Genomic DNA, 14,776 nt, shown 5'->3' on the forward strand with positions numbered 1-14,776 from the left:
TCCGCTACTTTAGTTGTCTTTGTTCATAAAATGCTTTAGTTGTCCGTCCCAGTTGGCTAACTCGGTCTTAAGAAAGGCTGGATTGAGATCTAGTTTCTCTAAGTCCGCAAAAGCAACCCATTCACACTGGCGAACAGAATTCCCTTCTTCCAGATTGGGAGCAGGATTAGACAGTGGGGTAACTATATAGAGAAATTCAATCTGATGATAGGATTTCTCCTGTAAGGTGAACTGATTTTCAACGATAAATGCTAGTGGTCCAACCTCCACATCAATTCCGATTTCTTCTTTCATTTCCCGTTGCACAGCCTCTTCGGTTGTTTCGCCAAGCTGAATAGCTCCACCCAAAGTGTAGTATATCCCTTCAGGCGACTTAACGAGATAAAGTTTCTCATCTTGTACCACCAAGCCCGTTGCACGAACACCGAAGATTTGATTGTCAACTCTGGTTCTGAAATCCATCTTCTCTCCTCAATAGCAAAAATAGCCAAAACTCTAGAAAATTGTACGCCAAAAAAGCCTACAATTCCCATGAGCTTTGACCATCATAGTTCTTGTTAGAAATATTGTATCAAATTGTCCTGACAAGTCAAGTCAAACAATCTTTACAAACCTGTCAACTAAATATACTGACAAGCCTCTCCATCTTTATAGGCCATATCAATCATACCACCGCCCAAGCATTCTTGTCCGTCGTAGAAAACTACAGCTTGTCCTGGTGTGATGGCCCGCTGTGGCTCTGCAAAGATGACTTCTGCCTGGTCACCTTTTACCTTGACAGTTACTTGACTGTCTGGTTGACGGTAGCGGAATTTAGCTGTGCACTCAAGCGTGAATTCTTCGGGCATGTCACGTGTAAAGTGGACTTGACTAGCCTGTAAAGAAGTTGACATCAAGGACTCATGATAGAAGCCTTGACCGACATAGAGGATATTTTGGGATAGGTCTTTTCCGACAACAAACCAAGGCTCATTATCCCCACCGATTTGTCCTCCGATACCAAGCCCGCCCCGCTGACCAATGGTATAGTACATGAGGCCTGTATGCTCTCCCATGTCACGACCGTCAACGGTCATCATCCGACCGGGCTGGGCTGGCAAATACTGCCCTAAAAATTCTTTGAAGTTCTTTTCACCGATAAAGCAGATACCTGTCGAATCTTTCTTTTTAGCGGTCGCCAAGCCTGCTCGCTCTGCTATTTCCCTAACCTGAGGCTTTTGTAAATGGCCGAGCGGAAACATGGTTTTCTGCAATTGTTCCTGTGATAGTTGGCTGAGGAAGTAGGTCTGGTCCTTGCCATTGTCTGCCCCACGTAGCATATGGACGGTGCCGTCCTCGTCGCGTGACACCTGAGCATAATGCCCCGTCGCCACATAGTCCGCACCCAAGTTCATAGCGTAATCCAAGAAAGCCTTGAACTTGATTTCCTTGTTACACATGACATCTGGATTGGGTGTGCGGCCTGCCCGATACTCTGCTAGGAAGTACTCAAATACGCGGTCCCAATACTCTTTTTCAAAGTTGACAGAGTAGTAAGGAATGCCGATTTGGTCTGCCACTGCAGCCACATCCTTATAATCTTCTGTTGCTGTACAGAAGCCATTTTCATCCGTGTCATCCCAGTTTTTCATGAAGATGCCGATCACATCGTAGCCCTGCTCCTTGAGCAAGAGAGCCGTAACCGATGAATCCACACCGCCACTCATACCGACAACAACACGGGTTTTCGAATTGTCTATTGACATCATCTTCTCCCATCTTTTCGTTGAAATAACGATTTGAAGGTCGTATTCCAAAATTTTTTCAAAAAACGATTTGAAGGTCGATTTTGAACAACTTGTATTATACCACACAAAAGGGAGAAGAAACAGGAATTTGGTATTGAAACCCCATTCATCTAGGCATTCTATCCAAATCAAAAATTTGATATAATAGTATTAAGAAAAACGTGAGGATAATTATGACAAATTTAAAATTTCAATCGGTCTTTGATATTATCGGGCCAGTTATGATTGGACCTTCTTCCAGCCATACAGCTGGGGCAGTCCGCATTGGGAAAATTGTGTCTTCCATCTTTGGTGATGAACCAACCGAGGTCGAATTCCAACTTTACAACTCTTTTGCCAAGACCTATCGTGGACACGGTACAGATGTGGCCTTGGTAGCAGGCATTTTAGGCATGGATACAGACGACCCACGCATTCCTGACTCTCTAGATATTGCTCGAGAACGTGGCATCAAGGTTTACTGGCGTGTCAACAAGGACAGCAATACCCCCCATCCCAATACCACCCGAATTATCATTAAAAATGACAAAAAGTCTATATCAGCAACGGGCGTTTCCATTGGCGGAGGCAATATTCAAGTAACGGAGCTCAACGGCTTTTCTGTCAACCTGAATATGAATACTCCGACAATTATCATCGTTCACCAAGATGTTCCAGGTATGATTGCCAAGGTAACTGACATCTTATCAAAATACAATATCAACATTGCCCAAATGAACGTGACCCGTGAACAAGCTGGCGAAAAAGCTATTATGATTATCGAAGTGGATGCTCGCCAGTGTGAAAATTCTATTGCAGAAATCGAAAAAATTCCCCATCTGCACAATGTTACCTTCTTCAACTAGAAAGAGAAAGACATGTTTTATACTATCGAAGAATTAGTTCAGCAAGCCGAACAGTTTTCTGGCAATGTAGCTGAACTCATGATTGCGACTGAAATTGAGTTGACCGGTCGTAGCCGCGAAGAAATATTGACAATTATGTCAAGAAACTTGACAGTTATGAAAGCGTCGATTGTTGACGGATTAACAGAAAGCAAGTCCGTTTCTGGATTGACAGGTGGTGATGCTGCCAAGTTAGATGCTTATATGAAAAAGGGCAAGACACTGTCTGATTCCTCTATCCTATCCGCAGCAAGAAATGCTATGGCTGTCAACGAGTTAAACGCCAAAATGGGCTTGGTCTGTGCCACACCAACTGCTGGCTCTGCTGGTTGCTTGCCTGCCGTTCTTGGTGTTGCTATTGACAAGTTAAACTTGACAGAAGAGCAACAACTTGACTTCCTCTTTACAGCTGGGGCATTTGGTCTGGTCATTGCCAACAATGCCTCCATCTCAGGTGCAGAAGGAGGCTGTCAGGCAGAAGTTGGCTCTGCCTCTGCTATGTCCGCAGCGGCACTAACCCTTGCTGCTGGAGGAAGTCCCTACCAAGCCAGCCAAGCCATCTGCTTTGTCATCAAAAATATGTTAGGCCTCATCTGTGATCCCGTTGCAGGTCTGGTAGAAGTCCCATGTGTCAAACGAAACGCCATGGGAGCAAGCTATGCCATGGTGGCTGCAGATATGGCACTGGCAGGAATTGAATCAAAAATTCCTGTAGATGAGGTTATCAATGCCATGTACCAAGTAGGCTCTGCCCTACCAACCGCCTTCCGTGAAACTGCCGAAGGAGGTCTGGCTGCCACACCAACTGGTCGCCGATTGGCACAAGAAATCTTCGGCGAAAATTGACAAGGTTGTAAATGAAAGAGGCTGGGTAAAAAGCCCAGCACCGCTTCTCAACGTTAGTGTCAACATCTCAGCGCAGTGGTTGATTGGCAGATTTGTTCGTGTTTTACACTCCAAATCTGACCTAATCAACTGTGCGGGGGTGGGAAGACGAACTCTTCTATGAATGGTCGAGTTCTTTCCCACTCCCTTTTCTTATTGTTTGGTGAAAGTGAGTTTATCTAGAGTTGTATCATTGGCATCAATTTCTGTCAAGGTTAGAGTAGTACCATTCAGGGCATATGTATCTGCTTCCCCGTCAATATAGGCAAGTTTTTTATCTAAGTCGAAAATCACTTGTTCAATATCCTGGTCCCCATCATTGTCAACTTCTGTCAATGTAGCTTGATTTCCTTTTACAGTCAATGTATAGGTATCGTTGCCAGATGTTGCTGTATAAATGCCATCTAATTCAGAAGTGTCAACCAACTTTACACCGTAACTTGACGCAAGTTGACTAGCTGAAGCTGCATTTGTTACAGCTGTCGCAGTGTTTGTTGTAGCGGTTGATGAACTTACTGTAGATGATGAGCTTGCAGTTGCTACTACCTGCTGGTTATCGTCATCATAATCAACAATTCCAACCTGTTGCTCAATTTGGTTTTCCAAAGCCTCAAGTTTGTTTTCATACACCTCTGCAGCGACAAAGCCAATCGTAGTAAGTGCCAAGGCACCAACTGATAATAAGATAATCGATTTCTTGCTCATGCCTGCAACCTTATTTCTCACAGATTCCCATGCACCTGTTTTTTTATTCTCTACCACTTGGATAATTTCTTGTTGTTGATGTTTGTTTTCCATTTTGTATTCCTCTGATTAAATCTATTTCTCAGCTCCTGCTGATAAGTCTATTATAGAGAACAATCTTGAACACTTTAGGGAAACTTTATAAACAAATGTTAAACACTTTTAAATTAAGCATTAAGACGATAACCTGCTCCCCATACCGTTTCAATTAAATCGGCTCCCAGTTTATCTCGCAGACGATTAATGTGGACGGCCACTGTCGCACTATCTCCTACATAATCATAACCCCAAATGGTTTCAAACAGATGGTCTTTCGAGAAAACACGATTGGGGTGTTTGGCTAGGTAAACAAGCAGTTCAAATTCACGATTGGGTAGTTTTATTTCCTGACCATCCAAGGTTACCTTCCAATTGTCCAAGAATATGGTCACATTACCGACAGTCAGTTCATTACTGCTATCATCCTTTGTCAACCGTTGATAACGAGCCAAATGAGCCTTAACACGCGCCACCAGTTCCATAGGATCAAAAGGCTTACTGATATAGTCGTCTGCTCCCAAGCCCAATCCTCTGACCACGTCCATGGTTTCTTGCTTGGATGTAACCATCAAAATAGGGAAATCCACCTTATCCCGTAGATCGCGGCAAAGGTCGTAACCTGTTTTATTTGGAAGCATCACATCTAAGATGAGCAAATCATAGTCTTCTTTTTTGATTTGTTCCTCAACTAGTCCACCATCATGTACCAAGTCTACTTGGTAGCCCTGCATTTCCAGATAATCTCTCTCCAAATAAGCAATCTCTACATCATCTTCTGCGATTAAAATCCGTGTCATCTCATATCCTTCCTAGGTAATCTAAAGATAAATCGAAGTCCTGGAGTTGCCTCAACAGATACACTTCCTCCAAGTCTCTCAATAATATTTTTTACAATAGCTAAACCTAAACCATGCCCTTCTACCTGCTGACGAGTATCATCTTCCCTGTAAAACTCTTCAAAAATCAAGTTCAGCTTATCCGTTGCAGTCCCTTTTCCATTATCTGTAAAGGTCCAGACGATTTCTTGCTCTTGGACAGAACCTGCAATAGCTAGTTTCAATGGACTAACATCTGCGTATTTTCTAGCATTATCAACTAGATTATCTAAAATACGGCGGAATTGGATAGGGTCAATCTCAACCGGCAGGTTTTCAGCTACATCCAACTGGAACAGAATAGCCTCATCGGCTAACTCGGCTGATTTCTCTCTGACATAGGTCTGCAAAAAGGTTGCCAAATCAAGCTGCACATTATCAAACGGCATTTTATCTGTTTGTAATTGTGAAAAGGCAAATAATTTTTCCAGTAATTTCTCCATCACCTGAGATTTTTGGTAAATAACCGTTAGATACTGATTGCGTTTTTCCTCCGTGTTAGCAATGCCATCCAAAATCCCCTTGGAATAGCCTTTGATCGAAGTCAAGGGTGTTCGCAAATCATGTGAAATATCCGCAACCATCTGGGTTCGTTTTTGCTCATACAGTCGATTTTTCTCACGGGCATCCAACAAGGAAGTCTGCATCTGATTGAACCCTTTGGTCAATTCCTCAAATTCCTTATCCCCCTGATAGGTCAAAGGCACTGTATAATCTCCCTGCTGGATACGGTCTACACCGCTGTGCAATTCATCCAAAGGACGCATGACCACACCTAGAAGACGACGAGTAAAGAAGAAATTAAGCACCACTATGATGACAATACCTGCCCCACCAACCAAGAAAAGTTGCAATAGAAAGGCTTGAAAATCTTGGCTGTCCTGTTGCTCCTCTAAATCTTCTAGAATGGCATACAAATAATATATTTGACCGTTTGCTGCAATCTTTCGACTAATGACAACTTCACCATCAGCATAGGAAGTACGGGTCGTAGATGAAACGGTCACTTCTGACAACTCATCAGCATCATCAGTAAGGTTTGAAAATAAAATCTCCCCATTACTTTCTACATACAGTTGGGCTCCATGCAAGGATAAAGCTTCTGCTAAACTTGCAAAATCTGTACCCATAAACTTCTCTAGACTTTGTTGACTTGCTGCTGTCTTCTGACTGGTGGACTGCCAGGTTCCTTGGTTACGGTAAATACTATTCACCACATAGACACTGACGCCCAGCATGGCTATCAATGACAGGACCAGCATCATCATATTCAAGCGAAATATTCGTTTCTGTAAATTCATTGTTCTTCTCTTCTAGTCAATTTTTCCACATTATAAGCAAATTAACAGCATTTGTAAAGTTTAGAAACTTATATAACTAAAAAAGCCTAGCAAAACTAGACTTTCATAGATTTCTTAATACCAGCCATTTGCCAACCAGAAGGCTTTAGCTGCTGACCATGAACCATAACGTTCTGCTACATAGGCATCAGCCACACGCTCTTGGTTTTCTGGTGAGTAATCACCGTTCAAATATGTATTAGTCAACTGATAACGACCAATGTAGATACCATTTTGTGCATCATAGCTACCGCTTGATTCCTTCATAGCAATCCATTCTTTAGCTGCTGCATCTTCTGCACTCAAGTTTGAAGTATATGAACTCGTGGTAGTGGTTGTCGCTTCACTTGTTGTTGTAACTGTTTCAGCTGCTGGAGCTTGCTCCGTTGGTTTTTCTTCTGTAGCAGTAGAAGCTGTTTCACCAACTTCAATAGCCTGTCCAACATGGATTAGATTTGGATTGGAAATTTTATTTTGTTCTGCCAATTTCTCTACACTTGTATTGTATTTTGAAGCGATTGCTGATAAGGTATCACCAGATTGTACAGTATAGGTTTCCGCGCTAACAACACCAGCAGTCAATAAGGTTGCCCCTGCTACCAAGCCAGCGATTGTTGTTTTCAAGTTTTTCTTCAATGTAATATTCATAATAGTCACATTCCTTTCTCTTATGTATCTATCATACCCTCTGACTATTACTCTCACTTTGTAAATCTATTACAAATATTACAATGACATTGTGTTTACACTATAAAAGGTCTATTTTCGGGATTTTGGGACCCTTTTTATCAATATCATTTACAACATACTTTACAGAAATCCCTATCTTTTTGACAGTAGCTGTAAATAAAAAGGTCACAGTGGACCTTCTTTATCATGGGCACGGAAGTGAGAGAACAAATGAATGCCTAGGCTAAACCTAGACATCTCATTCCTATCAATACCAACCATTTGCCAACCAAAACTGATAGGCTGCTGACCATGAACCATAGCGTTGCAGTACATACTCATCTGCTACACGCTCTTGGTTTTCTGGTGAATGATCACCATTCAAGTAGGCGTTGCTTAATTGGTAACGTCCAATGTAAATACCATTAGTAACTGTATAGCTACCACCTGATTCTTTTTGAGCAATCCATTCTTTAGCAGTTGCATCGTCAACTGCTGCACCAGTTGAAACCGTAGCTACTTGAACCTGAGCTTGAGGAGTTGAAGTAACTTCAATTATAGATTCTTCCCTAGGGCTATCGTGATATACTTCTGTAACCTCTGTCTGCTCAGCCATTTTTGTCTCATCTACTGATGTAGGCGTTGCTACATCTGACGATTCAATAATTTGCGGCTCTTCAGAGGTAATTTCTATGGCTTCTACTTGTAGCGGTTGAGAGTCTGTTTCCGATTTTAACAATTTATCGTATCCTAACTCAAAAACAGGACTGACAGCAACATATTCTGTTGTAGACCCAGATCCACTACCAATCTTACTTATAGCATTGACCACATTATAGGGCGCATTTGACACCGCTCTTACAAGCTTGGTATAAGAATAGTTACCTGTCAACATCAGTCCACATAAAACAAGAACTGAAATAACAATAACCCCTGCTATACCTTTGATAAACTTACTTATAAAACTCTTTTTCATCAAAAAGAACTATCCTCTATCTATTTATCATAACTATTCCTATCTTACTACCATTGTATTACTTTTTATTTAAAAAAATATTACAATTTGGTAAAACGCTTACTATTTTAAGACTTTTTAAATAAATATAGAGTTCCTGCCAAGACAATCATAATCAGAATGGCTAGGCTATCCGCCTTCTTCCACGCTAAAACACGATACTTAGTTCTCCCATCTCCACCTTGATAGCCACGCGCTTCCATTGCCGTTGCCAGAGCATCAGCCCTTTTAAAGCTGGATGCAAATAACGGAATTAAAATTGGAATAAGGGATTTTACCTTCTGAATAAGATTGCCTTCGTTAAAGTCCACTCCACGCGCCCTTTGCGCATTCATAATTCGAGTAGTATCATCCATCAAAGTAGGCACAAAACGCAGGCTCATAGACAGCATCAGTCCAATCTCATGCACAGGAACCTTAAAGCGTTTCAAAGGTGCCAGCCCTGATTCAATACCATCTGCTAAACTGAGCGGTGTTGTCGTCAGGGTTAATAGGGTTGAGAAGAAAATAATCAAAACAAAGCGAACAAAAATAATACCCGCTTGTTGTAAACTTTCTAAGGATACTTTAAAAATCCAAAACTCCCACAGAATTGTCGCCCCGGGTGTAAAGAAAACCTGGAAAAAGGTTGTAAAGAGAATAATCCCAATCATTGGTTTTAAACCATTGATAAAGAAAGACAAACGGATACGTGATAAAACAACCAAGCCCAATACAAAACCAATCAATAACGCATTTGTTACCAGATTATTGGCCCAGAAAATCATTAAGAGAAAGCCAAACATGGCTAAGAGCTTGCTTCTCGGATCCAAGCGATGAAGAATGGAATTCCCTGGAATATAGCGACCCAAAATCAATTTATCCATGCGTCACCATCCCTGTAAATTCTTCGATCGTAATCGGAAGACGTTCAAATACAAAACCTCTTCTCTCCAGATTAGCCGCAAACTTGGTAATCTTAGGAACACCCAGTTGAATACTCTCCAAAAAATCAACCTCTTGAAAAATATCTGTTGGTTTACCAGAACCAACCAACTTTCCTTTCTCCATAATATAAACAAAATCAGCGTAATTAGCCACATCATCCATCAAATGAGTGACCAAAACAATGGTCATCCCAGACATATGAAGGGTCTTGAAAATAGCCATCAATTCTTGACGACCAGCAGGATCCAGACCAGCTGTTGGTTCATCCAAGACCAAAACGCTTGGCTCCATGGCTAGAATGCCGGCAATAGCTACCCGACGCATTTGACCACCTGATAACTCAAAGGGACTACGTTCAAACAAGCTCTCATCAATTCCAACCAAGGCCAGCTTTTCACGAGCAATTTGCTCAGCCTCTTCCTGAGAAACTCCAAAATTTTGCGGACCAAAAGCAACATCTTTTAAGACTGTTTCATCAAAGACTTGGCTTTCAGGAAATTGGAAAACAAGGCCAACTTTCTTCCTTACTTGCTTAATATCCTTATTTTCTGACGTCGCTGTAATCACAAAGTCATCAATAACTACTCTTCCCTCTGTCGGCACATTTAATCCATTCAAGAGTTGTAAAATCGTTGATTTCCCCGAACCCGTATGCCCAATAAGCGCCGTATAAGAGCCGTCAACAATCTCCAAATCCACACCAAATAGCGCACGTCCCTCAAAAGGCGTATCAGCTTGATAGGTGTAGCTTACTTCTTGGAGAGCAATTCCCATAAAGTTTCCTCTAATTCTTCCTCTGTAAAATAGCGAAGCGGTAAATCAAATCCAGCCTGACGTAAATATGTAGCCAGTTCTGTCGTGAAAGGCTTATCTAAATCCAAGTCTGCTAAATCCTCCCGCATAAAAAGCTCCGTCGGAGTGCTGACTGACTCAACCTGACCTCGTTTCATCACAATAACACGATCACTTAAAGCCACCTCATCTAAATCATGCGTGATAGAGATAACCGTCATCCCATGCCGATCCTTAATCTCCTGAACAATTTTAATCAAATCAAGACGACCTTCTGGATCCAGCATGGATGTAGCCTCATCCAAAATGATAATTTTAGGACGCAAGGCCACCACTCCAGCAATAGCTACCCGTTGCTTCTGACCACCAGATAAACGAGCAGGCTCACGGGTTTTAAAATCAGCCATTCCAACTAATTCCAAGGCTTCATCTACCCGTTTCCGCATCTCTTCCAAGGCTATTCCTTGGTTTTCCAAACCAAAAGCAACATCATCTTCAACTGTAGCACCTACAAATTGATTGTCTGGATTTTGAAATACCATACCAATCAGGCGACGCTTATCCCAGACATTATCAACTGTTAGGACATCACCATCAATGATAATATCTCCAGACTCAGCTTCCAATAATCCATCAATCAAACGAACAGTTGTTGACTTCCCTGAACCATTATGACCGATGATGGACAACCATTCACCCTGTTTCACGTGAAACGAAACATCGTTTAAGGTATAATCCTCATCATCTTGACTATATTTATACTTAAGATTTTTTACTTCAATAATATTTGTCATCACTTAAACGTATCTTTGAATAAGAAAGATGCACCCTTGAAATAGTCATAGCCTGAATAAAGGGTAAAGAAAAGTGCAATATAAAGCGTAATCTGACCCAACAAACTCCAATGCAAGAGCAGAAAAATCACCGCAAACATCTGTGAGAATGTCTTAATTTTACCTGGCATAGCTGCTGCCAAAACGGTTCCACCATTTTCAACCAAGAGCAAACGAAGACCGGTCACTGCCAATTCACGACAGATAATAATTGCTACCACCCATGCTGGAGCAAAACCAAGTTCCACCAACATAATGAAGGCAGACATAACCAAAATCTTATCAGCCATCGGATCTGCAAACTTACCAAAGTTTGTCACTACCTGCCACTTACGAGCCAAATAACCATCCAGATAATCCGTAATACTTGCCAGGGCAAAAATGACTGCCGCTAAAATATGGCTAATAGCTGACTGCCAGACAGTAAGAAGAAGGATAAAGATTGGAATAATCAAAATCCGTCCGACTGTCAAAGCGTTGGGAATATTTTCTTTTTTCATTGTATTTCCTTTTTATTCAAATACAAGTCCAATAGAACCTGTATCACTCGTTAATGCTTTCGTATCCAATTGTTGACCGGCGATAGTAATATCTACCCCTTTCACTACACCTAAAACAAGATAGGCTTCGCTGATGCCTTCTGGCAGGCTAGTCGTAACCGTCGGATTTTCAGGAGAAAGTACTACTCCCTCTGCCAATTCTGTTCCGGATAAACTAATCCAGCTAGTAGCATCTTTAACCGAAAGGGTAACTTCCACTGGATAAACAGTTTCTGTAACAGTCGCTACAATGTAATCTCCACTACCTGAAATGCTAATATTCTTAGCAGAAATGCTACTTGACGAAGTTGTGGACTGCTCTGGTGTGCTTGTTTCAGAAGACGTACTTGTAGCAGTTTGCCCAACAACAGAGTAGGAAGTTTCCGAAGTAGGCAACACTTGATTTTGCATACGGCTATATGCTATATAGGTCACAAAAATAATGATGAAAGCTGAAGCAAGCAAGAGATAAATCAAGGGAAGAAAGGATTTATGATCTTTCTTTTTTACCCGATAGCTTCTTTTCAATTCTGCCGCTAAGATTTCCTCCTCGCCTTCTTCACGATACTTTATCAAACTATTGCTATCGTAGGCTTCTAACAGAACATCTGCATCCAATTCTAAGGCATCTGCATAAACCGTTAAGACGTAATCAACATCCTCATCTTCAGAAATAGAATCAAAATCATTGTACTCCAATGCTTGCAAATACCTTGCATGGATTTTCGTCATTCTCTGCAAATCAACAAAGGTCCAACCTCGTGACTCACGCGCTGCTCTAAGTACCTCACCAATACTCTTTTGTCGCACTACTAACTCTCCCCTCTATTCACTAATATACAATACTCTATTCTAACAAAAATCTAAGGAAATTTCGATGAGTTAGGTCCTTTTATTTGGGAATAATCGTAAAATCAGTCATGTCACACTGACCAATAAAACGCCGGCCTGCCTCCCTAATATCCTCTAAATTGATTTCTTCCACCAATTGTGGCAAATCAAATACATTCTCAACATCCGAATACTGAGCCACAAAGTGACTAGCTGTAAATTCCAAGGAATTCAAGCTACGGATAAAATCGCCATACATTTCATTCTTCAGCAGTTGCAAATGATCATCATTGATATCCTCATCTCGTTCAAAATTGCGAACAGCCCTCATCAGCATACTCGACAAGGTAATAGGCTCCTGCGTATCACCAGAAATAACCAAATAATGATAGTCTGGAGTAACTTCTAGTTGAAACTGGAATGAGGAATCAATTTTCCCCTGTTCATACAGGTTCTGATAGCGTTTAGAAGTCCAACCGAACAACATGGCAAACAAAAGCTGTAAGCACAGGCGATACTGCTGCATTTCAGCAGGTTCAAATTCATCATTTCCCCGTAAACCAACTGCTAATTTTGGAGTAGATACTTCAAACTCTTCCATACGGTGCTGAAGAATAGGCAGTTTTTCAATTGCCTTTATATCAAACCTAGGCAGTTTTTCATCAAGTTGCGCTGCCTGATAGCTTGAAATCTGCTGCCATACCTGATCCAAATCAAAGTTACCAATGACGAATAAATTCATGTTGGACGGATGATAAAACAGATCAAAATTCTCATACAAATCATCTGCTGTAATCTGCTCAATCGAAGCAACCGTACCAGCAATATCATGAGCCAAGGGAGTTTGAGGGTAAAGTGACCCTAAAATTCCTGTAAACAATCGATAATCGACATCATCTTGATACATTTCGATTTCTTGCTCGATAATCCCTTGTTCTCGTGCCACATTTCCATCTGTAAAATAAGGTTGACGAACAAAAGATTGTAACAAAGCCAAGGCTGGCAAAACCTCTTGAGTAGTAGAAAATAGATAACTAGTCTGTCTAAAACTGGTATAGGCATTGGCACTGGCACCAAATTTCGAAAACTCATTCATGACATCTTCTCCATCTTCCGTTTCAAACAACTTATGCTCTAAGAAATGTGCGATACCAGCAGGATAGCTACTAGACCTACCATCTTCAAAAAGAATATGGGTATGTAAAGCTCCAAAATTTGTCGTAATCACTCCGTAAGTTTCATGAAAATCGGTCTTAGGCAAGAGAATGACTGTCAACCCGTTGTCAAGTTGTGTCTGATAGACAGGTTCTTTCAGATACGGATACTTTTTCTCGATTAATTTCATTCCTCTGTTCCCTCCATAAAGTAAACAGCCTGTAAATTTATCATCTTGCCCACTCGAACAATATCCTCAATTGACACCAACTTTACAGCTTCTATCCATTCTAACCATGTTAAATTACGTTCCCCCATACTTATCTGGTTGTAGGTCTGTTCTATCAAGTTATTCTGTCTATCTTGAGCAAGGGTTGCTGAATGAATAAGCATATTCTTTGTCAACTCTAATTCATCCTCTGTAAACTTTCCTCGTTTCAAATCGAGCAATTGCTTACTAATTAGTTTCATCACTTTCAAACGATCTCCGCGGCTGATGCCTGCATAAACCTTCATCATTCCAGAAAAAATAGACACCTGACTTCCGATTGTATAGGCCAAACTCTCCTTTTCACGAATATTTACAAACAATTTAGAATGTGAAAAGGCACCGAGTAAACCATTAAAAACAACTAAGGCAGGGTAATTTACATCATTGTAAAGGACTTGTAAATGATAAGCCAATTCTAAAATGGATTGTCTTGCCTGTTTGCGTTCGACCTTCTCGCGAGTAACCTTTGAATAGTTCTGCTGATATTCTAATTCTAACTTAGGTTTTCTATAAGTAAATTTGAAGGTTTCCAATTTTTCACGAACCAAGTCCTGATTGACAGTTCCAATGACAAAGATGTCAATCTTATCTACCCGCAACATATTCCGATAGATTTTAAATACCGATTCTGCTGTTTCCTTCTCAACTAAATCTAGACGACTAACTCGCGGAATTTGTAAGGCCTCATCTTGATAAAATAACCTATTTAATTCGACATCAGCATGGTAGAAATTATCTTCTACCTCAGACTCAAGAAAATTGATTAAATTCTTTTTCTCCACTTCAAAGATTTTCTGATCAAACCCCCGACCTTGCTTGAGAGGACGAAATAGGCAGGCATATAAAAAATCAAGAATTGCTAGGGTAATATCTTCATTATTAGGCAAATAACGTGGATTGACGTAAGAAATGGTCAAATCAACTAGATGTACACGGCCACGTTTAGCAACAGACGTTGAGAAATGTGCTCCGTATAGCTCTGCCAACCGCCTACGCATCGCCTGAGCCGTTGGATAATCTTGGTTGCCCATTTCCAGAATATTAGCAACTAGCACACGTCCTGCTACCGTCGCCTCATTCATCTCGGCTGCAAAACGCACTTTTATTCTATTTGTAGTAAACTGATCTGTTTCAATAAAATGCAAATCAATTCCTTCTTGTAATTTCATCTTCTTCCTCTTTCAAACATT

At 41.0% G+C, this 14,776-nt stretch carries 16 protein-coding genes; 2 read left to right on the forward strand and 14 right to left on the reverse strand.

The window, feature by feature from the left end; translation table 11 throughout:
• Positions 1-9: 9 nt before the first annotated feature.
• Both PW220_RS10170 and mnmA read right to left on the reverse strand, forming a co-directional pair.
• Complete coding sequence (locus PW220_RS10170; protein ID WP_248055845.1) at positions 10-462, reverse strand: NUDIX hydrolase; 453 nt, start codon at positions 460-462, stop codon at positions 10-12.
• Positions 463-620: 158 nt separating this feature from the next.
• A complete protein-coding gene (gene mnmA / locus PW220_RS10175; protein WP_044753768.1) occupies positions 621-1,745 on the reverse strand; it encodes a tRNA 2-thiouridine(34) synthase MnmA in 1,125 nt (374 codons plus the stop codon).
• A 215-nt stretch (positions 1,746-1,960) separates the two neighbouring features.
• Here mnmA and sdaAB point away from each other — a divergent pair, with 215 nt between their 5' ends.
• Both sdaAB and sdaAA read left to right on the forward strand, forming a co-directional pair.
• Positions 1,961-2,632, forward strand: coding sequence for an L-serine ammonia-lyase, iron-sulfur-dependent subunit beta (gene sdaAB, locus PW220_RS10180; RefSeq protein ID WP_024379555.1), 672 nt, complete (start codon positions 1,961-1,963; stop codon positions 2,630-2,632).
• 12 nt (positions 2,633-2,644) lie between these two features.
• Positions 2,645-3,517 carry an L-serine ammonia-lyase, iron-sulfur-dependent, subunit alpha gene (gene sdaAA / locus PW220_RS10185; protein WP_044767841.1) on the forward strand — a complete coding sequence of 291 codons (873 nt, stop codon included), beginning with the start codon at positions 2,645-2,647 and terminating at the stop codon, positions 3,515-3,517.
• 192 nt (positions 3,518-3,709) lie between these two features.
• Here the strand turns inward: sdaAA and PW220_RS10190 are convergent, their stop codons facing one another.
• From PW220_RS10190 to yfmF, 12 genes are all read right to left on the reverse strand, one after another.
• Positions 3,710-4,354 carry a hypothetical protein gene (locus PW220_RS10190; RefSeq protein ID WP_248055846.1) on the reverse strand — a complete coding sequence of 215 codons (645 nt, stop codon included), beginning with the start codon at positions 4,352-4,354 and terminating at the stop codon, positions 3,710-3,712.
• A gap of 113 nt (positions 4,355-4,467) precedes the next feature.
• The gene (locus tag PW220_RS10195; RefSeq protein WP_105109286.1) at positions 4,468-5,136 is read right to left on the reverse strand and encodes a response regulator transcription factor; all 669 of its coding nucleotides are present in this window, start codon (positions 5,134-5,136) and stop codon (positions 4,468-4,470) included.
• Positions 5,133-6,515: a HAMP domain-containing sensor histidine kinase gene (locus PW220_RS10200; RefSeq protein ID WP_248055847.1), complete on the reverse strand. Its 1,383-nt coding sequence runs from the start codon at positions 6,513-6,515 to the stop codon at positions 5,133-5,135. The genes PW220_RS10195 and PW220_RS10200 overlap by 4 nt, the downstream gene beginning before the upstream one ends.
• A 114-nt stretch (positions 6,516-6,629) precedes the next feature.
• Positions 6,630-7,202 (reverse strand): aggregation-promoting factor, encoded by a 573-nt coding sequence (gene apf, locus PW220_RS10205; protein ID WP_248055848.1) that lies wholly within the window; start codon positions 7,200-7,202, stop codon positions 6,630-6,632.
• Between the two features lie 289 nt (positions 7,203-7,491).
• Positions 7,492-8,199 (reverse strand): aggregation-promoting factor, encoded by a 708-nt coding sequence (apf, locus tag PW220_RS10210; protein ID WP_248055849.1) that lies wholly within the window; start codon positions 8,197-8,199, stop codon positions 7,492-7,494.
• Positions 8,200-8,306: 107 nt separating this feature from the next.
• On the reverse strand, positions 8,307-9,104 hold the full coding sequence (locus PW220_RS10215) for an energy-coupling factor transporter transmembrane component T family protein (protein WP_248055850.1): 798 nt from the start codon (positions 9,102-9,104) through the stop codon (positions 8,307-8,309).
• The gene (locus tag PW220_RS10220) at positions 9,097-9,939 is read right to left on the reverse strand and encodes an energy-coupling factor transporter ATPase (RefSeq protein ID WP_105118853.1); all 843 of its coding nucleotides are present in this window, start codon (positions 9,937-9,939) and stop codon (positions 9,097-9,099) included. Before PW220_RS10220 ends, PW220_RS10215 begins: the two co-directional genes overlap by 8 nt.
• Positions 9,915-10,751, reverse strand: a complete 837-nt coding sequence (locus PW220_RS10225; protein ID WP_248055852.1) for an energy-coupling factor ABC transporter ATP-binding protein — start codon at positions 10,749-10,751, stop codon at positions 9,915-9,917. Before PW220_RS10225 ends, PW220_RS10220 begins: the two co-directional genes overlap by 25 nt.
• Positions 10,751-11,290, reverse strand: coding sequence for a CDP-diacylglycerol--glycerol-3-phosphate 3-phosphatidyltransferase (gene pgsA / locus PW220_RS10230; protein ID WP_105118855.1), 540 nt, complete (start codon positions 11,288-11,290; stop codon positions 10,751-10,753). The genes PW220_RS10225 and pgsA overlap by 1 nt, the downstream gene beginning before the upstream one ends.
• Before the next feature lie 12 nt (positions 11,291-11,302).
• Entirely contained in the window at positions 11,303-12,139 is an 837-nt protein-coding gene (locus PW220_RS10235; RefSeq protein WP_172090561.1) for a helix-turn-helix domain-containing protein, read from the reverse strand.
• Between the two features lie 82 nt (positions 12,140-12,221).
• On the reverse strand, positions 12,222-13,505 hold the full coding sequence (yfmH, locus tag PW220_RS10240) for an EF-P 5-aminopentanol modification-associated protein YfmH (RefSeq protein WP_248055853.1): 1,284 nt from the start codon (positions 13,503-13,505) through the stop codon (positions 12,222-12,224).
• The gene (gene yfmF, locus PW220_RS10245; protein ID WP_248055854.1) at positions 13,502-14,755 is read right to left on the reverse strand and encodes an EF-P 5-aminopentanol modification-associated protein YfmF; all 1,254 of its coding nucleotides are present in this window, start codon (positions 14,753-14,755) and stop codon (positions 13,502-13,504) included. The genes yfmH and yfmF overlap by 4 nt, the downstream gene beginning before the upstream one ends.
• Positions 14,756-14,776: the final 21 nt, after the last annotated feature.

Source organism: Streptococcus sp. 29892 (genome assembly GCF_032594935.1).
In the GTDB taxonomy this organism is placed as follows: Bacteria; Bacillota; Bacilli; order Lactobacillales; family Streptococcaceae; genus Streptococcus; species Streptococcus hyiners.